Genomic DNA, 22,956 nt, shown 5'->3' with positions numbered 1-22,956 from the left:
GGGCGTCGATGTCACCGACGGTCGGGGGTTACCGGGGCGTGGTGGGGCTGTCGTCGGGAGATGGCGTCGAGGGTGGGCACCGGACCCGGCCGCAGGGCGCGCTGCGATTACAGATCCTCGGCCCGCTGCGCGTGCGGCGGGGCGGCGTCGAGCTGGACCCGGGCCCCCGCCAGCGGGCCTACCTGCTGCTCCTGCTGCTGGCCCGCGCCGGGGAACCGGTCAGCACCACCGAGCTGATCGACCTCGTCTGGGGCGACGACGCCCCCGCGACCGCGGTCAACGTCATCCACAAGTACGTCGGTGCGCTGCGCCGCCTGCTGGAACCCGGGCTGCCACCCCGCGCGGCCGGCTCCTACCTGCACCGGCACGCGACCGGGTACCGCCTGTCAGCCACGGCGGAACTGCTCGACCTGATGGCGTTCCGGGGGCACGTCGGGGCCGCCGCCGCCCACCGGGCCCGGGGTCGGGACGCCGACGCCCTCGACGCGTACTGCCGGGCGCTCGCGCTGTGGCGGGGACCGGCCGGCGACGGGTACACGCACCGGCCCGGCGCGGTCGCCCTCTTCGCCGCGCTGGACGGGGAGTTCGCCGCCGCCGCCGTCGCCGCCGCAGACCTGGCCGTCGCGGCGGGGCAGCCCCACCAGGTGCTGGCCCCCCTACGGCTGGCGGCGACGATGACGCCCCTGCACGAGCCGGTGCAGGCGGGACTGGTCACCGCGTTGGCCGCCGCCGGCCAGCAGGCGCAGGCGCTGGCCGTGTTCCGGGCCGTCCGTGCCGACCTCGCCGAGCACCTGGGGGTCGACCCCGGCCCGGTGCTGGCCCAGGCATACCACCGCGCGCTCGGCCGGGCGTCACCGCCGGCGCCCGCCGGGCCGTCCGCGCCGCCGGCACCTGCCTTGCCGTCCGTGCCGCTAACCCCGGCCGGTGACGGCCTGGTGGGCCGGGACGGCGAGTTGGCGACCCTGCGGGACGCGACCACGGCGGCCTTCACCGGCGGCACCGCGCTGGTGCTCGTCCAGGGTGAACCCGGGGTCGGCAAGACCCGGCTGCTGCGGGAGGCCACCGCCGAGGCGGCGCGGCGCGGCGCGCTCGTCGTCTGGGGGCAGTGCCTCGACGGCGGGGGCGCGCCCTCGATGTGGCCGTGGGTCCAGGTCATCCGCGCCGTCCTCGACGCGACGCCCGGGGACGTCCCGGTCGGCCGGGAACTGGGCAGCCTGCTGGAGCCGCGCCGGGACATCGCCGCGCCGGTGCTGCCCGACAACGGATTCCCGTTCCGGCTCTTCGAACAGGTCGTCGCGATCGTCGCCGCGGCCTCGGCGCGGCGGCCGACGGTGCTCGCCCTCGACGACCTGCAGTGGGGTGACGACGCGTCTCTGCGCCTGATCAGCCACCTGGCGGCCCGGCTGCCCGGCGGCACCCTCCTGGTCGGCGCGCTGCGCGACCACGCCCCCACCCCCGGCTCCGTGCTGTCCCGGATGCTCGCCACGGTCAGCCGGCTCCCCGGTCACCAGCGGATCCGGCTGGGCAACCTCAACGAGACCGAGGTGGCCGAACTCGTCCGCCGGGAGACCGGCTCGACGCCCACCCCGGAGTCGACCCGTGGCATCCTCACCCGCACCGCCGGGAACCCGTTCTTCGTCCGGGAACTGTCCCGGCTGCTCACCGACCGGCCCCGGGGGTGCACCGGTGTCCCGGCCACCGTCCGGGACGTGGTCATCGACCGGATGTCCGGGCTGGACGCCGACAGCCGCGACCTGCTCCGGATCGCCGCGTCGATCGGCCGGGACGTGGAACTCGGGCTGCTCGCCCGCGTGGCCGGACTCGACCTCGACCGCTGCCTGGAACGGCTGGAACCGGTGCGGGCGCTCGGGATGCTCCACAGCCGCCCGGACGACCCGTTCTCGCTGCGGTTCTCCCATGACCTGGTCCGCGAGGCGGTGACCGCGACGACCCGGCCGGCCCAGGCGGGACAGCTGCACCTGCGGATCGCGGACGCGCTCGAACAGGGCGGTCCGGACGCCGAGACGGTGGTCGAGCGCCTCGCCCACCACCTGTGGTCCGCCGGCCTTCTCGCCGAACCGGCCCGTACGGCGCAGGCGTTGATCCGCGCGGGCCGGCACGCGGCGGGCAAGTCGGCGCTCGACGTCGCCGAGCGGTGGCTGCGCTCGGCGGTGCAGGTGGCGCGCGGCGCGGGACTGGCCGGGTGGGAGCTGTCCGCCCTCGCCCAGCTCACCGCCGTCCTCGGCATGCGGTCGATGTACGGCTCCTCGGTGACCGACCTGCTGGAACGGGCCGAACACCTGGCCCGGGACCTCGGCCGGGAGCGGGAGGCGGCCGGTTTCCTCTACTCCCGCTGGGCCGCCCTGGTCCAGGCGCTCGAACTCGACCGCAGCGCCCCGCTGGCCCGCCGGCTGCTGGAGTGGGGGCGGGAGTCCGCCGATCCGTGGGTGCTCGCCTGCGGCCTGCACGCCTGGGGCCTGCAACAGTGGGACTACGGGGAGATCGGTGAGGCGGTCCGCTGGCTCGAGCGGTCCCGGGGCATGATCTTCGACGTTCCGCGCCGGGACGAGGACCCCGTCCGGCACGACCTCCAGCTGCTGATGGCCGCGATGCTGGCCGAGGTCACCACCCTGCACGGCGCGGTGGCCGACGGCCGGGCCGTGCTCGACGGGCTGGAGGACCTGGCCGGCGACGACCCGTACACGCTCACGGTGTGGGCGTGCGCCGCCGCCCGGATAGCGGTGATCGTCGGTGATCCGGTGCTGGCGTTGCGCGCGTCCGGCCGGGGGATCGCCGTCGATCCCGGGTTCTCGTTCGTCTTCCTCGGCACCTACCAGCGGCTGGCCCGCTGCTGGGCGCTGGCGGTGACCGGTCGGGACCCGCTCGGCAACGCGGACCGGGCCCGGCGGCTCATCGCCGCGCACCTGCTCGACCCGCCCCGCTCGGACGTCGCCGCCTGGCACGGGCTCCTCGGCGAGATGCTCCTCGCCGGTGGCGCGGTCGACGCTGCCGCGAGCGCGCTCGACCAGGCCGACCACTATCTGGAGTCGTGCGGTCAGCGTCACCCGGAGGGACTGCTGCTCCTGCTGCGGGCCCGGCTGCTGCGGGCGCGGGGCGAGCCGGTCGAGGTCGTCCGGGCCGCCGCCGAGCGGGCCCGGACGGCGTCCGCCGAGCGGGGTGCGTTCCTGCACACCCGCCGGGCCGAGCGGTTCCTCGCCGAACTGGCGACCTGATCCACCGGGCCGGTGGCCGCCGACGGTGGCGGCCACCGGAGGGCGCGGCTTGACAATCGGCCCGGTCCGCAGTGGACGATGAGACGTGAGAATCCTCGTGGTGGGTGGTAGCGGTCTGATCGGCGCGCACGTCGTCGAGGTGCTGCGCGGGCGGGGACACCGGGTGACCACGGTGGCCCGTACCGCCCGGCCGGACGTCGACCACCTGCTCGACGTCGAGTCCGCCTCGGCCGACGACCTGCGACCGCTGCTCGCCGGCCACGACGGTGTCGTCCTCGCCACCCGGGCCGACGAACAGCGGGTGCTGCCCCGGCCGATCCACCCGCTGCTGCGCCGCGAACTCGTCGACCCGGTGGTACGCCTGCTCACCGCCGCCCGCGCCGAGGGCCTCACCCGGGCGGTCCTGACCGGGTCGTACTACACCTTCTTCGACCGGCGGCATCCGCAGTGGCGGCTGGCGGACCGGCACGTCTACATCAGGTGCCGGCGGGAACAGGCCGCCGAGGGACGCGCCGCCGCCGGCCCGCAGCTGCCGGTCACCGTGCTGGAGTTGCCGTTCGTCTTCGGCCGGGCCGGCGACCGGCTGCCCAACTGGGCCGGTCCGCTCGACCGGTGGGCGCGGTCCCGGGCGCCGCTGGCGGTCCCCGTCGGTGGAACGGCCACCGCCTCGGCGCGCAGCGTGGCCGAGGTCGCCGCCGACGCGCTCGAACAGGCCCGGGGCGAGGACGTCCCGGTCGCCGACGAGAACCTCACCTGGGCGGCCATGATGACCCGCATCGCCCACGCCGTCGGCCGGCCGCGCCGGGTCGGCCGCCTGCCCGCCCCCGCCGCCCGTGCCGCGCTGGGCTGCGGCGGACTGCTGCACGCTCTCGCGCGCCGGGAGGCGGGTCTCAACCCCACCCACCTCGCCGACCTGCTACTGGCCGAGTTGTTCGTCGAACCCACCACCGGCCGGTCGCTGGAACCGGCGTTGCGCGACACCTTCGCCCCCACCGGCTGACACCGCCGCCGGCGGGCGCCCCGGGACGCGACAGCCGGACGCAAGGTTCGCGTTAGGTCCGCCCGCGACGATCGGGCGTATGAGTGAGATCGGTCGCACGCTTCGGGTTCCGGACGCCAACCTGTACTACCAGATCTGCGGTTCCGGACCGGTGCTGCTGATACTCCAGGGCGGGGACGGGGACGCCGACCGGGCGGCCGGTCTGGTCGCGCAGCTCGCCGAGGCGTACACCGTGGTCACCTACGACCGGCGTGGCCTGTCGCGCAGCGTCATCGACCCCGACGACGGCCGCCCGGTGCCCGTGGAGACCCACGCCGACGACGTGCACCGGCTGCTGGCCGAGGTGACCTCGGAGCCGGCGGTGGTGTTCGGTTCGAGCATCGGTGGTCTCACCGGGCTGCACCTGGCCACCCGGCACCCGGAACAGGTCCGGGTGCTGGTCACGCACGAGCCGCCGATCCTCGACCTGCTGGCCGACGACCTGTGCCGCACGGTCAACGCCGGCCTCGACGAGGCGGAGGAGCTGCACCGGGGTGCCGGCGGCCTGCCGGCACTGCTGCGCCTGGGCGCGCTCAACGGCGTGGACTTCCGCCGGCTGGCGACCGAGCCGGGGGTCACCATGCCCCCGCCGCCCGACGAACGGCGGACCGCGAACATCGAGTTCTTCCTGTCCCGGGACCTGCCCGCGTTCCGGGAGTACCGGCTCGACATGGACGACCTGGACGCGATGAAGACCGGGCCGACGCGGGTCGTCCCGGCCGCCGGGCAGGACTCGCGCGGCGTGTGGGGATACGTCGCCGCCGAACGCCTCGCGGCCCACCTCGGGGTGGCGACCTCGGAGTTCCCCGGCGGGCACGCCGGGCTGACCACCCACCCCCGCGCCTTCGCCGCCCGGCTGCGCGAGGTGCTCTCCAGTTTCGGCGTGTGACGCTCGGGAGGCGGAACCATGACGACGATGGTGCACGACACGACGACGACCGGTGCGGCACCGGGGGAGACGCCGGTCCGGCGGCTCGACCGGGTGGTCATCCGCTTCGCGGGCGACTCGGGCGACGGGATGCAGCTCACCGGGGACCGGTTCACCTCGGAGACCGCCCAGCTCGGCAACGACATCGCGACACTGCCCAACTTCCCGGCCGAGATCCGGGCACCGGCCGGCACCCTGCCCGGCGTGTCGAGCTTCCAGCTCCACTTCTCCGCCGTCGACGCCCTCACCCCCGGCGACGCGCCCGACGTCCTGGTCGCGATGAATCCGGCCGCGCTGCGGGCGAACCTCGCCGACCTGCGTCGCGGTGCGGCGATCATCGTCGACACCGACGAGTTCACCGGACGCCAGCTGACGAAGGTCGGCTACCGGGCCAACCCGCTGGAGGACGGCTCGCTCGACGGGTACGAGGTCCATCCGGTGGCGCTGACCACACTGACCCTCGGCGCGCTCGCCGAGACGGGGGTGTCGAAGCGGGACGCCGCACGGGCCAGGAACATGTTCGCGCTCGGCCTGCTGAGCTGGATCTACGCCCGCCCGTTCGCATCGACCCTGCGGTTCCTGGAACGCAAGTTCGCCACCCGCCCGGAGTTGGCCGCCGCGAACGTCACCGCCTTCCGGGCCGGCTGGAACTACGGCGAGACCACCGAGGACTTCACCGTCCGGTACGAGGTCGCGCCGGCCCCGATGCCGCCCGGCAGGTACCGCAACATCACCGGCAACGCGGCGCTGGCGCTGGGGCTGGTGGCGGCCGGCGTCCGGTCGGAGCTGCCGGTGTTCCTCGGCGCGTACCCGATCACGCCCGCCTCGGACATCCTGCACGAGCTGTCGAAGCACAAGCGGTTCGGGGTGACCACCATGCAGGCCGAGGACGAGATCGCCGCGGTCGGGGCGGCCCTGGGCGCCTCCTACGGCGGGGCGTTGGGGGTGACCACCACCTCCGGGCCGGGGGTGGCGCTCAAGGGCGAGACGATCTCCCTGGCGGTCGCGCTGGAACTGCCGCTGGTCGTCATCGACGTGCAGCGGGCCGGCCCGTCGACCGGCATGCCGACCAAGACCGAGCAGGCAGACCTGGACATGGCGCTGTTCGGCCGCCACGGTGAGGCGCCGCTGGCGGTGATCGCCCCGGCGACGCCGGCGGACTGCTTCGCCGCGGCGATCGAGGCGGCCCGGATCGCCCTGACCTACCGCACCCCCGTCATCCTGCTGTCGGACAACTACGTGGCGAACGGCTCCGAGCCGTGGCTGCTGCCGGACGTGTCCCGGCTGCCCGACCTCCGGGTCAGCTTCGCCCGCGAGCCCAACGGCCCGGACGGCCGGTTCCTGCCGTACCTGCGGGACCCGCAGACGTTGGCCCGGCCGTGGGCGGTCCCGGGCACGCCGGGACTGGCGCACCGGATCGGCGGACTGGAGAAGGCCGACGGCACCGGCGACATCTCGTACGACCCGGCCAACCACGACCTCATGGTGCGTACCCGGGCGGCCCGGATCGCCTCGATCCCGGTGCCCGACGTCGAGGTGGAGGACCCGGACCCGGACACCCGGGTGCTGGTGCTCGGCTGGGGCTCGACGTACGGGCCGGTCACGGCCGCGTGCCGGGCGCTGCGCCGGCGCGGACACGCCGTGGCGCAGGCCCACCTGCGGCACCTGAACCCCCTGCCGGCGAACCTCGGCGACGTCCTGGCCCGCTACGACCGGGTGGTCGTCCCCGAGATGAACCTGGGGCAGCTCGCCCGGGTGCTGCGCGCCCGGTACCTGGTCGACGTGGTGTCCCACACCAAGGTCGAGGGTTCGCCGTTCACCACCGGCGAACTGGAGAACGCCTTCGAGAGGGTGATCGGTGATGCCTGAGGTCGCCCTGTCGTTGACCGCCCGGGACTTCCGGTCCGACCAGGAGGTCCGCTGGTGCCCCGGCTGCGGTGACTACGCCATCCTCGCCGCGGTGCAGGGGTTCCTGCCGGAGCTGGGCATCCCGCGCGAGAACATCGTCTTCATCTCGGGCATCGGCTGCTCGTCGCGCTTCCCGTACTACCTGGACACCTACGGGATGCACTCGATCCACGGACGCGCGCCGGCCATCGCCACCGGCCTGTGCGTCAGCCGGCCCGACCTGTCGGTCTGGGTGGTCACCGGCGACGGCGACGCGCTGTCGATCGGCGGCAACCACCTCATCCACGCCCTGCGCCGCAACGTCAACCTCAAGATCCTGATGTTCAACAACCGGATCTACGGGCTGACCAAGGGGCAGTACTCGCCGACGTCCGAACTGGGCAAGACCACCAAGTCGACGCCGGTCGGTTCACCCGACACGCCCTTCAACCCGCTCTCGCTCGCGCTCGGCGCCGAGGCGAGCTTCGTCGCCCGTACCCTGGACGCCGACCGTCAGCACCTGCAGTCGGTGCTGCGGGCCGCCGCGGCCCACCGTGGCTCGGCGTTCGTCGAGATCTACCAGAACTGCAACATCTTCAACGACGGCGCCTTCGCGCCACTGAAGGACCCGGACGTCCGTGACGACCACCTGATCCGGCTCACCCACGGCGAGCCGATCCGGTTCGGCACGGACGGCCGGTTCTGCGTCACGCATCCGCCGGGCGGGTTCGGCCTCGCCGTCCGCCCCACCGCGCAGGTGCCGCCCGGCGAGATCGTGGTGCACGACGAGTCGGTCACCGACCCGGCGTACGCGTTCGCGCTGTCCCGGCTCTCCGGATCCGACCTGCGTACCACCCCGGTCGGCGTGTTCCGCGCCGTCGACCGGCCCTGCTACGACGACACCGTGCGCGCGCAGGTCGCGCACGCCACCCCGACCGGGCCCGGCGACCCGACGCGGATGCTCACCGATCTGCTCGACAGCGGCGACACCTGGACGATCGGCTGATCGCCGTGCACCGCAGACGACACGGACGGGGCCGAGGACGTTCCCGGCCCGTGCGGGCCGGTGACCGGCCCGGCGTCGTCACCGGCCGGGGCGTCGGCACCGGCGCTCCCCGACCCCACCGTTTCGCACAGCCCGTCGACAGCACAGAGCCGGAGGTATGGCCATGACCACGTCGCAGGTGAGGGTTCGTCTCGAGGGCGGCCCGAACGGTTTCCCCGACGACTTTCGGGCCCGGTTGGTCAACAGCCTGGAGCCGAAGATCAAAGTCCAGTACGGCTGCGGCTACGAGCACTTCGAGCGCACCGACGAGTCGCTGACGGCGGTCGACGGTGACGTCGTCATCTACCGCTGGACGGCGCAGACCCGTATCGCCGAGTGACCTTTCCCCCCACCCGCGGTGGCCGCCATCATCCCCCGGATGGCGGCCACCGCGCTGTTCGCACCCGAGCCGCCGGCCGGGCCCGGCGAGCCGCCGGCCCGGCCGGGTGAGCCGCTGCGCGACGGGGGCAGGCGGGGGGAGTGGGGTTCCGTATGGGCCGGGGTCCGCGTGGGCCGGCGGCCGCCTCCCCGGGGTTCCGCGCGTCCCGGTGACGTGCCCCGGACGCGACACTGGCACCGCCGGCGGGACGTGGCCGGCGGTGCCAGTGGGTTCCGCGCGTTCAGCTCACCAGGTGACGGGAAGGGAAGTTACGCCACCGGTGAGGGTGAAATCGCGGAACTCCAGCTCGGCTGGGGGGACAGCGAGCTGGAGATTGGGGAAGCGGACGAGCAGCGTCGCGAACAGGCACTGCAACTCGGCCCGCGCGAGGCTCGACCCGATGCAGAACCGGGGCCCGTGCCCGAACGCGATGTGCCGGTCGGAGTCACGGGTGATGTCGAAGCGGTCCGGGTCGACGAAGACGTCCGGGTCCCGGTTGGTGGCGGTGAAGGCGAGCAGGATGAGGTCACCGGCCGGCACGTCGGTGCCGCAGACCGTGATGTCCTGGTGTGCGTAGCGGGGCAGCACGTCCTGGGTGGACGGGGCGACCATGCGCAGCATCTCCTCGACCGCGGACGGCACCAGGCTCAGGTCGTTCTGCAGCTTCTCCCGCTGGTCGGGGTGGGTGAGCAGCAGCAGGGTGCCGAGGTCCAGCCGGGTGACCGTGGTCTCGTGGCCGGCGAACAGCAGGCCGGCACCCATCCGGGCGATCTCGTCGTCGCTGAGGTTCTCCTGCTCGGCGACCGCGAGCAGGTCGGAGAAGACGTCCTCGCCCGGCTCGGCGCGCTTGATGTCGATCAGCCGGTACATGTAGGCGACGAGCCGTTCCCAGGCGGCCTTCGCCGCGGCGGGGTCGTCGAGCGCGGTGGCGCCGGCCGAGTAGTGCCGGAACTCGGCGCGGTCCTCCGTCGGCACGCCCAGCAACTGGCAGATGACCAGCACCGGCAGCGGGAACGAGAGCGCCTCGTGGAAGTCGGCCGGCTGCGGGCTCGCCGCGAGATCGTCGAGCAGCTGGTCGACGATCTCCTGTACCTGGCCGCGCAGCTTCTCCACCCGGCGGGCGGCGAACGACGGCCCGATCAGCCGCCGGAACCGCTGCCGGGCGGCGACCTCCTTGTCCGGGGTGCCCAGCGGCCCGGTCAGCACGGCCGCGTTGGCGACCCGGGCCGCCTTCTCCGGCTCGGGGTGGGAGCGGCCCAGGCGCGGGTCGTTGAGCAGCGTCTTGACCTCCTCGTACCGGGTGACCAGCCACGCCTCGTCACCGGCCGAGGTACGCACCCGGACGATCGGTTGGGTGTCCCGCAGCTCGCGGAACAGCGGTGCGATGCCGTTGACGTCGAACTGGTCGCGCTCGAACGGCAGCGCGGGCAGGTCGACGACGGGCAGGTCGCTGGTGATTGTCATGGTGGATGCTCCTTAGTTGAGTGAGACCCGGTCGAGGCGCTGCCGCTGGGCCGCCCGTACGCCCTCGGCGAGCGCGATCGGCGTGGGGTTGGCGAAGATGTCGGACAGCGCGAGCCGGACCCGCAGCCGGGCCTCGACCTGCTGGACGAGCCGGGCGGCGAGCAACGAGTGCCCCCCGGCGGTGAAGAAGTTGGACCCGGCGTGCACGTCGGCATGGCCGAGCAGGTCCTGCCACAGGGTGATCAGCTCGTCGAGCACCGGGTCGCCGCTGGCCGCCGTCGGGCGTGCGGCCTCGCGCGCCCGACGCCTGCGGTCCTCGGCGAGCCGGCCCAGCGCGGGATAGTCGACCTTGTCGTTGCCGGTGGTGGGGAAGCCCGCCACGACGATGAACTCCTGCGGCACCGCGGCGTGCGGCAGCACCCCGATGGCGTGCCGCCAGAGGTCGTCGTGGACGGCGTCGTCCGGGTCGGGGCCGACGACGAACGCGACGAGCGTGCCGTCGGCGCCGCCGTGCACCAGCACCGCCGCCGCGTCGACCGCCGGATGCTCGCCGAGCACCGACTCGATCTCGCCCAGCTCGATCCGGTTGCCCCGCAGCTTCACCTGACGGTCCATCCGGCCGAGCACCTCGATGGTGCCGTCCGGCCGCCAGCGGGCCAGGTCCCCCGTGCGGTAGAACGGCCCGTACCGCTCGTGCCCGCCGAACCGTTCGGCGGTCAGCTCCGGGCGGCGGTGGTAGCCGATCGCCACCCCCTCACCGGCGATGCAGAGTTCGCCGTGCAGGCCCACCGGCAACTCGCGGCCCTCCGGGTCGGCGATGAAGACCTGCGTGTTCGCGATCGGTGCACCGACGTGGACGGGTCCGGTGAACGGGGCGGCGAGCAGCGCCGCGGTGGACCAGATGGTCGTCTCCGTGGGGCCGTAGACGTTGTGCAGTTCCCGACCGGCCCCGGCGAGCTGACGGGCCAGCCCGGCCGGCAGCGCCTCGCCGCCGCTGAGCAGCCGGACGTCGCGCAGGACGTCCCCCGCCTGCTCGGCCACCAGCCGCCAGGTCGTCGGCGTCGCCTGCACGACGTCGACCGGGTGCCGCCGCAGCACGTCCAGCAGCACCTGCCCGTCGGTGCGGGCGGCGTCCGGGGCGACCACCGTCGACCCGCCGGTGACCAGGGGCAGGAAGAGTTCCAGCGCCGAGATGTCGAAGCTGAACGTGGTCAGCCAGAGCGTCGCGGTGCGGGCGTCGGCGCGGAGCAGGTCGACGAAGTGCTCGATCAGGTTGGCCAGCGCCCGGTGGGTGATCCAGGTGCCCTTCGGGCGTCCGGTCGACCCGGAGGTGTAGATGAGGTAGGCCGGGTCGTCGCCGGCGGCGAGCCCGTCGGCGGGCGGGCCGACCGGTGCCGGGTCGACGTCGGCGACCTCCACCGGGTGCAGCACCACCCGGCCGGGCGCCTCCGGCACCGGCGTGCCCGGATCGGCGATCACCACCCCCGCGCCCGAGTCGTCGAGCTGGTAGACGATCCGCTGGTACGGGTGGGCCGGGTCGACCGGCAGGTAGGCGGCCCCGGCCAGCCAGGTGCCCAGGACCGCGCCGAGCAGTTCCGGACCCCGCCGGCCCAGCAGGGCGACCACCCCGCCCGGACCCACACCGGCCGCGCGCAGGGCCGCGCGGGTGCGGTCCGCCGCCGCCCAGATCTGGGCGTACGACACCGCGCGGTCGCCGTCGCGGACCGCGACCGCCGTCGGGGCCGCCGCGACCCGGTCGGCGATGGCCGCCAGCACCGAGGGGCTTCGCGCCGGACGGGTGGTCGCGTTCGCCGTGTCGATGGTGGCGAGGTCCGCCGGGGCGTGCAGCGGCAGCGCGTCGACCGGCTCCCCGCTGCGCTGACCGAGCGTCACCAGCAGTGCGTCGAACCGGGCCAGCATCGCGGTCACGTCCGCCCGCCCGAGGACCTCGGTGTAGAAGACCGCCCGCACGTCCAGCGCGCCGGCCGTCGAGACGACGAAGAACTCCAGGTCGAACTTGCTGAAACCGTTCTCCACGATGCGTCGCTCGGCCCGCAGCCCACCGAGGTCGTAGCTGGCCTGCCCCTCGTCCGGGACGTAGTTGAACAGGTGCTTGAAGACCGGGTTACGCCAGGAGCCGGCGGCCGGGCGGAACTGTGCCATCAGCGCCTCGACGGGCACCTCACGGTGGATGATCGAGGCGAGGAACACCCCCCGGGCCTCCCCGACCAGGTCGGCGAAGGTGACGCCCGGCGGGATGCGCAGCCGCAGCGGCAACGTGTTGATGTGGTAGCCGACGGCCCGGCTGCTCTCGGCGGTCCGCAGCGAGGCGGGCGCGCCCACGACGACGTCCCGGCCCGCACCGTGCCGGGACAGCAGCAGGCTGTACGCCGCGTACAGGATGACCGCCTCCGGCGCCCGCAGTTGGCGGGCGAGGGCACGTACCGCGTCGTACGCGGCGGCCGAGAGGCGGGCGGTGACCCGGTCGCCGGTGAGGGTCGGCTGGGCCACGTCCGGCCCCTCGCACCACAGGGCGAGCCCAGACGGGTCGAACCCGTGCAGCTGGTCGCGCCAGTAGGTGAGGCTGCGTTGGCTCGGTGCCGTCTCCACGCAGACCGGTGCCGGCTGCGCCAGTTCGGCGGGCGGCTCGGTGTCCTCCGAGACCGCGGTGTAGAGGGCCACCAGTTCCTCGGTCAGCACCACCGAGGACAGGGCGTCGAAGTTGAGGTGGTGCACGGCGAGGCAGAGCACGTCCCCGTCGGGGGTACGGAACCGTCCGGCGCGCAGCAGCGGGCTGCCGTCCATCGCGAACGGCCTGCCCACGTAGGCGGTGAGCAGCTCCTCCAGGTCGGCCCGTGCGACCTCGTGCTGGTCGAGCGCGACGGTGATCTCGGTCGGCCCGAGGACGTGCCGTAGCAGCCCCGCCGGGGTGTCGCGGAAGACCGTCCGCAGGGTGGCGTGCCGGGCCAGCAGCCGGGCGAGGGTCTCCTCCAGCTCCCAGTCGCCGAGTTCACCCTCGACGTCGAGGGCCACCGCCAGGTTGTTGACGCCGGAACCCGGGACGAGCTGGTCGAGCATCCACAGTGCCTCCTCCTTGCGGGTGGCGGCGGCCGGCCCGGTCACGACCGCGCTCCCCCGAGGACCCGGGTCCGGGCCAGCAGCTCCCGGGTGGTCGCGGCGACCGTGGCGTCGGCGAGCATGCCGGCGTGCCCGACCGAGAAGGTGATCTCGTCGCCGGCGAGGTTCGTCGGGGCCTGCGGGTTGATCGTCCGGTAGCCGTTGAGACCGCTGGTGGGGCTCGCCGAGGTGAGCACCGTGGCCCGGGACCACGCCGGCAGCGGGTCGAACTGGCCGGCGGCGCACAGGTAGCTGATGAAGGAGCGGAACAGGGTGACCACCTCGGCGGCGCTGGTGGCGTCCAGGCCGAGCCGGGGGAAGGCCACCGCGCCGACCTGTCCGAAGATCTCGCTGAGCCGGTCCGCCAGCGGCTCCAGGTCACCCAGGTCGCGCTGGGCCTGCCGGCCCGCCTCGCGAGCCTCGTCCAGCTCGGCCGGCGTCAGCGACGAGGTGGCCACCTCGATGATCTTCGCGAACTGCCAGTACATGGTCAGCGGCGTGACGGTCTCGGGGTCGAAGAGGATCAGCGGGGGTTCCGGCTGCCACTGGCCGACCTGCGCGGCCAGGGCCGGGGCCAGTGCGCCACCGGCGCAGAACCCCATGACCGCCGTCACCGTACGGCCGCTGGCGCGGACCTCGTCGGCCCAGCGCTTGACGTATCCCTCGCCGCTGGGTCCGGCCAGCGCGTCCATCCCGAGTGGCACGGTCTCCCACACGCTGGAATCCGGTCCCAGGTGCGGTGCCAGGTCGGCGAACCGCGCCTCCGGGCGACCGGTGGCGTCGAAGTCGATGGCCAGGACGACCTCGTCGGTGCTGCCTGTCGTCAATGCTCGCCAGGTGGTCGATTCGTTCATCGTGTGTCGGTCCCCTCGCTCCATTGTCCGTCCGGCGAACGCTATGGCGGGTCGCTGAAACCGTTCTAAAGCCCGTCATGCGTCGATCAGCGTCGATCTTTATCGCCCGGGACAATTAGGAGGGGACGCGATCCGACCGGCCCCGCTGCCTGTTCGCACCGGGGCCGGTCCGTGTCGAGGGCGGGTCAGCCCAGCCGCAGATCCGTTCGGATCGCCCGGGCCACCGGGGTCCACTGCCGCAGCAGGAAGAAATGGTCACCGGGGAACGGTTGCAGCCGGAACCCGCCGTCGGTGTGGCCCGCCCACGCGCGCGCGTCGGCGAGGTCCACCCGGGGATCGGAAGTGCCGTGCAGCGCCGTCACCGGGCAGCGCAGCCGGGGCACCCCGGGCCGGGGCGCGTACGTCTCGATCGCCCGGTAGTCGGCCCGGATGGCCGGCAGCACCATCGCGGTCAGTTCCTCGTCGGCGAAGACGTCGTCCTCGGTTCCGCTGAGTTCCGCGACGTCGGCCAGCAGCCCACGGTCGTCGCGCAGGTGGACCGTCTCGTGCCGGGACACCCCGGGCGCCCGGCGACCCGAGGCGAACAGCCGCAGCGGGGCGACCCCGAGCTGTTCCAGGCGCAGGGCCACCTCGAAGCCGAGGATCGCGCCCATGCTGTGCCCGAAGAACGCCACCGGCCCGCGCACGGTCGGCAGGATCACCTCGGTCAGCAGGTCGGCCAGGGCGTCGATGGTGTCGACAGGTGGCTCGCCGCGGCGGTCCTGGCGGCCGGGGTACTGCACGCACGTCACGTCCACCTCGGCGGCGAGCAGCCCGACGAGCGGCCGGAAGAAGGTCGCCGCGCCGCCGGCGTGCGGCAGGCAGATCAGGGTGGGGCCGCCGCTGCTGCGGGCGCCGAACCGGCGCAGCCAGAGGTCGGGCTCGTCGGTGCGGTACGGCACGTTCGCCGCGGTCGTGGTCACGACGCCGCCGCGAGCGGGCTGACCAGCATCGACGACCCGAGGTCGCGGTCCTGGAGGATGTGCTGGTGCAGGTCGCGCAGGGCCTGGCACGGTTCGATGCCGATCTCCATGTCGAGCCGCTGGCGGGCGGTGTGGAAGACGGCCAGCGCCTCGGCCCGGCGGTCGGAACGGTGCAGGGCGAGCATCAGGTACTGGTAGAGCTTCTCGCGCAGGGGCTGTTCGGTGATGAGCGCGGAGAGTTGGCCGACGATCTCGCGGTGACCGCCGAGGGTCAGCTCGATCTCCATGAGCTGTTCCATGCACTCGATGCGCAGCTCGTTGAGCAGGGTGGCGTACGCGTACACGACCGGGCTGTCGATCAGCCCGCTGAAGGCGGGCCCACCCCAGAGCAGGAGCGCCCGGCGCAGCGTCTGGGCCGCCGGGAAGAACTGGCCGGCGCGACGGAGCTGCTGGCCGAGGTGGGCGAGCCGACGGAACTCGTCGGCGTCGAGGTCGCCCGCGTCGGTCAGGATGGTGTACCCCCGGGGCCGGGTGACGATGGCGGCGTGGTGGCCGCTGCCGCGCAGCACCTTGCGGAGTTGCGAGATGTAGACGTAGAGCGCGTCGTTGGCCCGGCTGGGCGGGTCCTCGCCCCAGATCTCGTTCAGCAACTGGTCGGAGGTGACCATCTGGTTGGTCTTCGCCAGCAGTACCGCCAGCAGGGTCTCGGTCTTGCGGGTACGGGGTGTGACGACACCGCTGACGCCATGGACCCGGATCTCGCCAAGGATCTCGTACTTCACGGATGTTCCCCCCGTCGAGTCGCCCGCCGGCTCGGTGTCGGCGGTACGTGGCATCGGGTGGAGTGCCGGCGCTGTGGTGGCGAGTCAGTCCGCCGTCGGGTCAACCGAAGTCACCACACCACTGTGGCGCAGGCCGATACCGAATCGGTCCCGATCCGTTCCCGCCTGCCGGGTTGCCGCACTTCGCGGTGGGAATGCCGGTGCGGTCGACGCGCGGGAGGCGACGGGACGGCCGTCACCGGTCGGCATCGGCCGCGGGGGAGAGGGCGGCGCCGGCCGTGGCGGGCACACCATGTCTACCCCATCGGCCGGAGTCGCCACAACCGATGGGTTTGAATGCGTTTTGCGTCATGCGCCCATAAGTGCGGCAGTGTTGTCGTACTCGCGATCCGGGATCACAATGGTATTCGCCGGGACCGATGTGGGATCGTTCCGGTAGCGACGGTTGTGACAGTGGCATTGTCAAAACGACCGACGAGCACCGGGGGAATGTCATGTTCAAGATCCGCGTTATGGGTCGGGCCGCTGTCGCATTGTGCCTGGCCGTCGGGGCCTTCGCCGCCACCGGATCCGCCGCCGACCCCGGTCGTGTGGTGGCCGGTCCGGAGGGTCATGCCGTTGTCGCGGTCGCCGACGGGCCGCTGCTCGACAATGGTGGCCCGCGCTGAGGCGCTCGCCGACCGAATTACGTCAACGAGTCGTGGCAAATCACCACGACACTCCCCTATGGTAATTACCTTGATCGATGTAATCGGGCGGCGCTGTTGCGGGGTGCGGACGCTCCCCGGGTACGGCGACCGCCCGGCACCGCATCCGCCGGTCAGTGCGACACGGCCGACCGGGACTGCTCGAGACACCCGAGGCGCTGCTCCAGATCGTCGCCGGTGGTGCCCATGACCTGGTAGAGGCTCAGCGCGGCCCGCCAGTCCGTCACCGCCCGGTCGAAGTCACCCAGGCCGGCGTGGGCGCGTCCCATCCCGTCGAGCGCGCGCGCCTGTTCGAGGCGCAGCCCGATCCGGTCGGCGTTCTCGTGGGCCCTGCGGTGTCGGGCCAGGGCGCCGGTGAAGTCGCCCCGTTCCGTGTGGACCCGACCGAGGACGTTCTCCACCTCCGCGCGCAGCGCCGGGTTCTCCAGGCCGCCCAGCAGGCTCAGCGCGGCCAGGCCGTGCCGCTCCGCCTCCGCGAGCCGGCCCAGCCGCATCAGGACCTCGGCGTACCGCGTCTCGAGCATGGCGCGGGCCCGGCGGCTGTTCGTGGTCTGCACCGGGACGGTCGCCAGGGTCAGTGTGGCCAGCGCGGCCGACCCCTCACCCAGGTTGCTCTGCGCCGAGGCGAGCCGGGTCAGCGCCGAGGCGAGATCGGCCGGCTGGTCGCGGCCGTCGAGCAGGCGCACCGCCTCCCGGGCGCTCGTCACCGCCTCGGCGTGCATCCCGAGGACGTTCTGCAACTGGCTGATGTTGCTCAGCGCGTTTCCCTGCTCGGCCTGGCTGCCCATCGTGCGGTGGATGGCCAGCGCCCGCTGCTGGTAGCTCAGCGCTTCCTCGAAGCGACCCATGCTGGCGCAGACGATGCCGATCCGCCCCAGGCAGGTGCCCTCGCCGACGGTGTCGTTGGTGTCCTGGGCGATGGCCAGCGCGTCGGCGTAGCACTCCAGGGCCTCGGTGAACTCCCCGAGATACCAGTGCGCGATCGCCACGTTGATCAGGTTGAGTCCCTCGTGGACCGGCTCGTCGATCCGGCGGGCTGCGGCGGCGGCATTGCGGAAGGTGGCGACGTGCTCGTGCATCTCGCCCCGGACGTAGAGGTAGAAGGCCATCGTGCGGGGCAGGTGGCACAGGTGGAAGTCGTGTCCCCGGTCGGCCGCCAGGTCGATCGCGGCCAGCAGGTTGCGCCGCTCGGCCTCGAACCACTCCAGCGACTCCGCCTGGTCGGCCAGCGGCGCCACGTCCTGCGGTGGGTACCGCACCCGGGCCTCGGTCACGAACCGGCCGGGCTGGACCCGGTTCGCCGCCGTCTCCGCGGTGACCACGTAGTAGTCGAGCAGCCGGTGGATGGCGGTGGTGTTCTCGTCCTCGTCCTGGGCGAGGACGGTACGGACGAAGTTGCGGACCAGGTCGTGCATCTCGTACCGGTCGACCTGCCGCTGGATGAGCAGCTGCGAGTCGAGCAGGTCCTCCAGGATCTGCTCGGCCCGCTCCTGTGGGACGCCCGCGAGGGCCGCCGCCGTGTACGCGTCGCAGCTCTCCCCGGGGAACAGCCCGATCAGGCGGAACATCTGCTGGTGGTCGGGGCCGACCCCGTGGTAGGACAGGCCGATGCTGGCCGCGACGCTGCGGTCGTCGAGGACCAGTTCCCGCATGAGCCGCCCCTCGCGGCGCAGCCGGCCGATCAGGTAGCTGAGCGTCCACTTCGGGCGGTTGTGCAACCGGGCCACGGCGATCCGCAGGGCCAGCGGCAGCCGGCCGCACGCCTCGACCAGGGCCTGCACCTCGGCCTCGGTCGCCGGGTGCCGGTCGCCGAGCAGGCGGTGGACGATCGCGCTGGCCTCGTCGTCGAGCGGCGGATCGAGGGTGACCGAGTGGGTCCCGTCCAATCCGTTGAGCCGCGACCGGGTGGTGATCAGCACCAGGCTGGTGGCCGAACTGGGCAGCAACGGGATGACCTGCTGGGCGCTGCTGGCGTTGTCCAGCAGGATCAGCAGCGACCGGTCGGCGGTCGTGGCCCGCCAGAGCGCCGACCTGCCGACCTGGTCGGTGGGGAGCTGCTCGCCCGGGGTGCCCACCGCACGCAGCAGGACGCCCAGCGCCTCGACCGGGTCGACCGGGTCCCGGCCGTAGGTGAAGCCGTGCAGGTCCAGGAAGAGCTGCCCGTCGGGGAACTCCCTGCCCAGCCGGTGCGCGGCGTGGATCGCCAGGGTGGTCTTGCCGACGCCGCCCATCCCGTTGATCGACACGAGGGTCAGCGCCGTGGCGTCCGGCCGGGCGAAGCCGACGAGCGTCTCCAGGGTCTCGTCGTGCCCGGTGAAGTCGACCAGGTCCCGGGGGATCGTCATCGGGCGGCTCGACGAGGTCACCACCCGGACGGTGGGCACCGACGCGCGGGTGGCGGCACGCGGGTCGAGGGCCGGGTCGTTGCGCAGGATCTGCTCGTGCCGCCGGCTCAGCTCCGGCCCGGGATCGATGCCCAACTGGTCGGCCAGCGACTGCCGGGCGTCGGCGTAGACCTGGAGGGCCTCGGCCTGCCGCCCGCTCTGGTAGAGCGCGGTCATCAGCAGGACCAGCAACCGTTCCCGCATCGGGTGCTCGGCCGCCAGCGCCCGGAGCTGGCCGACCAGGTCGCCCTCCTCGCCGATCTCCAGTTGCAGGGTGATCAGACGTTCGACGGTCATCAGACGACGTTCGTCGGCGCGGGCCGCCGCGGTGCGTACGGTGAGGCCGTTCATGCCGCTCAGCGCGTCGCCGCGCCACAGGGACAGACCGGTGGTCAGGGCGTCGATGGCCTCGGTCGGGCGGCCGTCGTCCTCGGCGGCCCGGGCCCGGACGAGTTGTCTCTCGAAGATCTGCAGGTCGACCGCCGTGTCGTGGATGACCATCCGGTAGCCGGGCCCGTCGGTGACGATCAGCCCGGCGGGCAGCCGCCGACGCAGGTCCGCCACGATCTTCCGGATCTGGTGCGCCGCCGTCGACGGCGGGTGCGTCTCCCAGACGACCTGAACGAGCTGTTGCAGGGTGACGACGCATCCGGTGGCCAGCAGCAGGGCCGCGAGCACCAGTTCCTGCCGGGTGCCGCCGAGCGGGACGCGGGTGCTGTCCACCCACACTTCCAGGGGACCGAGGAGTTTGAAGACAATTGGTTGATCGGCGGTGATCAACGCCTCCCGATCATCACCGGATGCCAACGTATCCCTCCCCAAGAGATGTGACGAATCGCAATTAATCATGTTTCAGCGAGGGTGTCAACCTGCTTTATCCCGTGTTGTCGATATGGTCGTTAAGACCGTTCCGAGAATTTTGCCGAAGGGCTTCGGGGCCCGGAACCGTCCAGCGGTGCAGGGGTACCGCTAACGATGTGCACGGAAGTGTTTCGGCCGGGTGTCTTCTGTCGGCGATGCGACTCGCCCGTTCGGTGACTCTCCCTCACGAAAAGCCTCCCCGCAAGCACCGACGCCTGCATGTCAGCCACAAATGCGGGCCCCGGGACGACGGGCGGGCCGGGGGAGGGGTGGCGGCGTCGCCCGTCGATCCGCTGCCCGGCGGTGCGGCTGCGGCTGCGGCGGTGCGGGCCCGTACCAAGATCCTCTTTAGGTCGCCGTTAGGCAGGTCGAGGACCGTTGGGGATGTTGGCCGCACCATTTCCCGAAAGCGGGTGGCAATGAAAGTCCGGAACGTCTTTGTCGCTGGTGTCGGCACGTATCTGCCGGACCGGATCACCACCGAAGAAGCCGTGAAACGCGGTTGGTACGACGAGGGGAACCGCATCCACAGCGACCTGCACTCGATCGCGGTGTCAGCGGACACGCCCGCCCCCGACATGGCGTTCCAGGCCGCCGCGGAGGCGATGAAGCGCTCGGCCCACCGCCCCGAGGACGTCGCGGCGCTGATGCACTGCCCGGTCCACTACCAGGGGCCCGACACCTGGTCCGCCCCGCACTACATCCTGCACGAGACACTCGGCGTCCGGGCGGTGCCGGCGCTGGAGATCCACCACGGCTGCAACGGGATGCTGTCGGCGCTGCGGCTGGCGGCCGCGCAGCTGATGGCCGACCCCGGGTCGACCGCCGTCCTGCTCACCGCCGCCGACAACTTCTCCACCCCGGTCGTCGACCGCTGGCGGATCAGCTCGCACTACGTGCTGGCCGACGGCGCGAGCGCCGCCCTGCTGTCCACCCGGGGCGGCTTCGCCGAACTCCTCGCGGTCGGCTCGGCGTCCAACCCGGCGGCCGAGGTCCTGCACCGCGGCGGCGAACCGCTCTTCCCGCCCAGTATCACCACCGGGCGGCAGGTCGACCTCGAATCGCGCTCCCGCTACTGGGCCGAGCAGTGGGCCAACGGCGTCACCCCGCCGGTGTTCCACCTCGGCGACCTGGTCACCGAGACGGTCGACCGGGTGCTCGACGAGGCCGGTGTGACGATGGCCGGCATCGCCCGGGTCGCACACAGCGGGGTCGCCCTCGACCAGCTCCAGAACGGCATCTTCGACCCCCTCGGGATCACCGACGCGCAGACCGTGTGGGACTTCAGCCGTACGGTCGGGCACTGCGGCGCCAGCGACCAGATCCTGGCGCTGGACCACCTGGTGACCACCGGAGCCGTCGGCCCGGGTGACCACGTCCTGCTGCTCGCCGTCGGCGTCGGCATCGAGGTCGGCTGCGCCGTAATCAAGATCATCGAAGAGTACCGCTGAGTCGACGGAAAGGACCCATCGTGCAGCAGGACACCGCGGGCACCACACGTGAGGAGATCCGACAGGCGATCGCCGTCGTGATCGGGCTGGACGCCGCAGCCATCGGCGACGACGCCAACCTGGTCCAGCTCGGACTCACCTCCCTGCAACTGATGCGGCTGGTCAACGGCTGGCGTCGCGCCGGGATGAGCGTGCGCTTCGGTGACCTCGCCGCCGCGCCCACCGTGACCGCCTGGTCACAGCAGCTCGCCGGCACCGTCACCGCGCCCTGACCCGACCGCAGTACGAGCGGCGCCCCCGGCCACCGGCCGGGGGCGCCGCTCGTACGGCACGACCGGTCACCCGGCCGGCTCACCGAACCACGACTTGAGCGCGCCGGACAGCCCCTCGGCATCCGAGACCGGATCCCCGGCCCAGGCGACGTGACCGTCCGGACGCACCAGGACGGCGTCCGCCAGGATCTCCCCGGTGGGCTCCGCGCGAACCGCGTCGACCCGGTCGCCCAGCGCCGCCAGGGTGCGCCGGGTCGGCACCGGCGTACGGCCGCCGAGGTCCAGGTAGACGCCGCGCCCGGCATGGTGCAGGTCGGCCACGCAGGTCGATGTCGCCGAGCCCCCCGCCGTACCGGCCAGGGGTCGGACGCCGGCCAGCGGCACGTGCGGCAGGCGGCGGCCCACCGGAACCGGGCCGCACGGCTCCACCCCGACGTCGTACCGGACGTCGAGCCCGGTCGACAGCTCCAGCAGGTAGGTGTTCACCTGCGGCAGCCGCAGCAGCTCGGCGAACAGGCCGCGCAGCGGCGTCACCCGGTCGATCGGATGGATCAGGGCGAGCTGCGCGTCGGTGGCATCCGCCGCGCGTACCGCCTGCGGGTGACGCTCCTCGTGGTAGGTGTCCAGCAGGCCGGGCCGACCCCAGCCGGACAGCTCCGCGGCGAGCTTCCAGCCCAGGTTGACGGCGTCCTGCAGACACAGGTTGAGCCGGAGACCGGCCAACGGATAGAAGGTGTGCGCCGAGTCGCCGGCCAGGAAGACCCGGCCGCTGCGCATCCGGTCCGCCGTCCGGGTCTGCCCGCCGTACCGGCGTACCCAGCGCACCGGCACGTCCGGCAACTCCGCGCCGGTGAGCCGGGCGACCGCCGCGCGCAGCTCGGCTGTCGTCGGCGCGGTGTCGGCGGGGGGCGCGACGTCGAACTCCGCCGTGATGACCCGCAGCAGCTCCGGCCCGACCGGCACCGCCGAGTAGACGCCCCCACCGGGGCAGAACCGTGACCCACGGTGTTCCGGGGCCAGCTCCGCGACGGCGATCTCGACGTCGGCCACCAGACCGCAGTTCGCCGGGCCCGCGCCCGGGAAGGCGATGCCGGCGGCCGCGCGCACCGTGCTGTCCTCACCGTCGGCCGCCACCAGGAAGCTGCCGTGCAGGTGGTACTCGCCGTCGGCGGTGCCGACCCGGACCCGTACGCCGTCGTCGTCCTGCGTGAAGGCCGTCACCCGGTGGCCCCGGCGCACATCGGCCCCACGGGCCACGGCGGCCTCGTCGAGCCGGCGCGCGATGAACTGGTGCCCGAGCAGCATGGCCGGCAGATGTCGGCCGGAAAGCGCCGACATGTCCAGCCACATCAGCGAGAAGTGCGTGCCCTGCACGGGGGAGACGTGCCCGCGTAGCCCGGCGAGCAGGCCCCGCTGGTCGAGCAGTTCGGCGGTGGTGGTGTTGATCGCCTGCCCGGGTGACTCGTCGGTCAGGTCGGGGCTGCGCTCCAGCACGACGACGTCGATCCCCCACAGGGCCAGCTCGTGCGCCAGCATGAGCCCGGTCAGGCTCCCTCCGGCGATGATCACTGGTGCGGTCATGTGCGACTCC

The 22,956-nt window shown here is 73.0% G+C and carries 15 protein-coding genes; 8 read left to right on the top strand and 7 right to left on the bottom strand.

Annotation, left to right across the window (positions count from 1 at the left end; translation table 11 throughout):
* The first annotated feature begins 8 nt into the window (after positions 1-8).
* From ACN265_RS22220 to ACN265_RS22195, 6 genes are all read left to right on the top strand, one after another.
* Positions 9-3,233 carry an ATP-binding protein gene (locus ACN265_RS22220; RefSeq protein ID WP_421409272.1) on the top strand — a complete coding sequence of 1,075 codons (3,225 nt, stop codon included), beginning with the start codon at positions 9-11 and terminating at the stop codon, positions 3,231-3,233.
* Positions 3,234-3,318: 85 nt separating this feature from the next.
* Positions 3,319-4,233, top strand: coding sequence for an NAD-dependent epimerase/dehydratase family protein (locus ACN265_RS22215; RefSeq protein WP_421409270.1), 915 nt, complete (start codon positions 3,319-3,321; stop codon positions 4,231-4,233).
* 79 nt (positions 4,234-4,312) lie between these two features.
* Entirely contained in the window at positions 4,313-5,161 is an 849-nt protein-coding gene (locus tag ACN265_RS22210; protein ID WP_420119296.1) for an alpha/beta fold hydrolase, read from the top strand.
* Positions 5,162-5,188: 27 nt separating this feature from the next.
* Positions 5,189-7,069 carry a 2-oxoacid:acceptor oxidoreductase subunit alpha gene (locus ACN265_RS22205; protein WP_421411581.1) on the top strand — a complete coding sequence of 627 codons (1,881 nt, stop codon included), beginning with the start codon at positions 5,189-5,191 and terminating at the stop codon, positions 7,067-7,069.
* Entirely contained in the window at positions 7,059-8,093 is a 1,035-nt protein-coding gene (locus ACN265_RS22200; protein ID WP_421409268.1) for a 2-oxoacid:ferredoxin oxidoreductase subunit beta, read from the top strand. The genes ACN265_RS22205 and ACN265_RS22200 overlap by 11 nt, the downstream gene beginning before the upstream one ends.
* 163 nt (positions 8,094-8,256) lie before the next feature.
* Positions 8,257-8,472: a DUF5988 family protein gene (locus tag ACN265_RS22195; RefSeq protein ID WP_232377272.1), complete on the top strand. Its 216-nt coding sequence runs from the start codon at positions 8,257-8,259 to the stop codon at positions 8,470-8,472.
* 285 nt (positions 8,473-8,757) lie between these two features.
* On the opposite strand, the gene ACN265_RS22190 is transcribed toward ACN265_RS22195, so the two are convergent.
* From ACN265_RS22190 to ACN265_RS22165, 6 genes are all read right to left on the bottom strand, one after another.
* Positions 8,758-9,975 (bottom strand): cytochrome P450, encoded by a 1,218-nt coding sequence (locus ACN265_RS22190; RefSeq protein ID WP_204924112.1) that lies wholly within the window; start codon positions 9,973-9,975, stop codon positions 8,758-8,760.
* Between the two features lie 12 nt (positions 9,976-9,987).
* A complete protein-coding gene (locus ACN265_RS22185; RefSeq protein ID WP_421409265.1) occupies positions 9,988-13,098 on the bottom strand; it encodes a non-ribosomal peptide synthetase in 3,111 nt (1,036 codons plus the stop codon).
* Entirely contained in the window at positions 13,095-13,946 is an 852-nt protein-coding gene (locus ACN265_RS22180) for a hypothetical protein (RefSeq protein WP_377684955.1), read from the bottom strand. The genes ACN265_RS22185 and ACN265_RS22180 overlap by 4 nt, the downstream gene beginning before the upstream one ends.
* Positions 13,947-14,131: 185 nt before the next feature.
* The gene (locus tag ACN265_RS22175; protein WP_357932452.1) at positions 14,132-14,908 is read right to left on the bottom strand and encodes a thioesterase II family protein; all 777 of its coding nucleotides are present in this window, start codon (positions 14,906-14,908) and stop codon (positions 14,132-14,134) included.
* Positions 14,905-15,690: an AfsR/SARP family transcriptional regulator gene (locus ACN265_RS22170; RefSeq protein ID WP_420116804.1), complete on the bottom strand. Its 786-nt coding sequence runs from the start codon at positions 15,688-15,690 to the stop codon at positions 14,905-14,907. The genes ACN265_RS22175 and ACN265_RS22170 overlap by 4 nt, the downstream gene beginning before the upstream one ends.
* A gap of 820 nt (positions 15,691-16,510) precedes the next feature.
* Positions 16,511-19,504: a BTAD domain-containing putative transcriptional regulator gene (locus ACN265_RS22165; RefSeq protein ID WP_421409262.1), complete on the bottom strand. Its 2,994-nt coding sequence runs from the start codon at positions 19,502-19,504 to the stop codon at positions 16,511-16,513.
* 629 nt (positions 19,505-20,133) lie between these two features.
* Between ACN265_RS22165 and ACN265_RS22160 the strand changes: the two genes are divergently transcribed.
* Both ACN265_RS22160 and ACN265_RS22155 read left to right on the top strand, forming a co-directional pair.
* The gene (locus ACN265_RS22160) at positions 20,134-21,093 is read left to right on the top strand and encodes a ketoacyl-ACP synthase III family protein (RefSeq protein WP_377684961.1); all 960 of its coding nucleotides are present in this window, start codon (positions 20,134-20,136) and stop codon (positions 21,091-21,093) included.
* Positions 21,094-21,113: 20 nt separating this feature from the next.
* Positions 21,114-21,365: a phosphopantetheine-binding protein gene (locus ACN265_RS22155; RefSeq protein WP_204924120.1), complete on the top strand. Its 252-nt coding sequence runs from the start codon at positions 21,114-21,116 to the stop codon at positions 21,363-21,365.
* Positions 21,366-21,431: 66 nt separating this feature from the next.
* Here ACN265_RS22155 and ACN265_RS22150 read toward each other — a convergent pair whose 3' ends face one another.
* Complete coding sequence (locus ACN265_RS22150) at positions 21,432-22,946, bottom strand: FAD-dependent monooxygenase (RefSeq protein WP_420115236.1); 1,515 nt, start codon at positions 22,944-22,946, stop codon at positions 21,432-21,434.
* Between the last annotated feature and the right edge of the window lie 10 nt (positions 22,947-22,956).

Source organism: Micromonospora sp. WMMD730 (genome assembly GCF_049178955.1).
Classification (GTDB): domain Bacteria; phylum Actinomycetota; class Actinomycetes; order Mycobacteriales; family Micromonosporaceae; genus Micromonospora; species Micromonospora wenchangensis.
This window is presented reverse-complemented; position numbering and strand designations above follow the sequence as displayed.

Coding starts and splice junctions, on each gene's coding strand:
- ACN265_RS22220 (WP_421409272.1), top strand. CDS start 9: ATGTCACCGACGGTCGGGGGTTACCGGGGCGTGGTGGGGCTGTCGTCG.
- ACN265_RS22210 (WP_420119296.1), top strand. CDS start 4,313: ATGAGTGAGATCGGTCGCACGCTTCGGGTTCCGGACGCCAACCTGTAC.
- ACN265_RS22205 (WP_421411581.1), top strand. CDS start 5,189: ATGGTGCACGACACGACGACGACCGGTGCGGCACCGGGGGAGACGCCG.
- ACN265_RS22195 (WP_232377272.1), top strand. CDS start 8,257: ATGACCACGTCGCAGGTGAGGGTTCGTCTCGAGGGCGGCCCGAACGGT.
- ACN265_RS22190 (WP_204924112.1), bottom strand. CDS start 9,975: ATGACAATCACCAGCGACCTGCCCGTCGTCGACCTGCCCGCGCTGCCG.
- ACN265_RS22180 (WP_377684955.1), bottom strand. CDS start 13,946: ATGAACGAATCGACCACCTGGCGAGCATTGACGACAGGCAGCACCGAC.
- ACN265_RS22150 (WP_420115236.1), bottom strand. CDS start 22,946: ATGACCGCACCAGTGATCATCGCCGGAGGGAGCCTGACCGGGCTCATG.